Raw genomic sequence first — 859 nt, 5'->3', positions numbered from 1 at the left:
AAAAATAGGGAGCTTCTGTTACACTAAAGATATACAAACAACTTAGCGAAAGGAAGCTCCCATGAAAAATATTATAACAGAAGAAATGCGATTAAGAAAAAGAATTGTAGAGTATGCCATCGAACATGATAATAATGCAGCAGCAGCTCGGCGTTATCATACGTCTCGACAAAATGTAAAACGTTGGCGTGATCGATATGACGGAAGTTGGGAGAGTATAAGAAATCAATCACGACGTCCTCACTCACACCCTAATCAGCATACCGATAACGAACTACAAATAATTAAAGCAAAATATCAACGCTATGGTCATGAAGGGCTCGCGGAAGTTTATGTTCAATGTCAGCGTGAAGGTTATTCACGTAGTTATGATAGTATGTGCAAACAGATTCGTGAGCAGGGTTGGAATAAGAGCGTAGCGGATGCTAAGAAAAAATATCCCAAGTCTAGATGGAAACCGACCCAAGTAACTTATCCAGGCGAAAAGGTACAAATCGATATCAAATATGTGCCCATGCATTGTCTTAAGTTTGATTCGAAAGGCATTCGTTATTATCAAATCACAGCGATCGATGAGTATTCGCGCAAACGCTACTGTGAGATTGTGGATGAAAAAACGGTCACCAATACCGCTTTATTTTTATTAGAGTTAGAAGCGTGTCTAGGCTTTGATATCACGAAGGTTCAAACAGATAATGGGCGTGAATTTACCAATGATCCAGATGTTACCGATAAACTAACCATCTTTGAGGAGATATTAGAGAGTAAGGAGATAGAGTATCTCAAGACCCGTCCCTATTCTCCATGGCAGAACGGCATAGTTGAAAGAAGTCACCGAGAAGATGGGGAACGATTCTAC

The 859-nt window shown here is 39.9% G+C and carries 1 protein-coding gene; it reads left to right on the top strand.

The features are described from left to right. Nucleotides 1-61: 61 nt before the first annotated feature. Nucleotides 62-859 (top strand): DDE-type integrase/transposase/recombinase (locus ACQV2S_RS08775; RefSeq protein WP_428885409.1); only part of this gene is annotated, 798 nt, incomplete at its 3' end.

Origin of the sequence: Facklamia sp. P13064 (assembly GCF_050409425.1) — a bacterium.
Taxonomy (GTDB): domain Bacteria; phylum Bacillota; class Bacilli; order Lactobacillales; family Aerococcaceae; genus Facklamia.
This window is presented reverse-complemented; position numbering and strand designations above follow the sequence as displayed.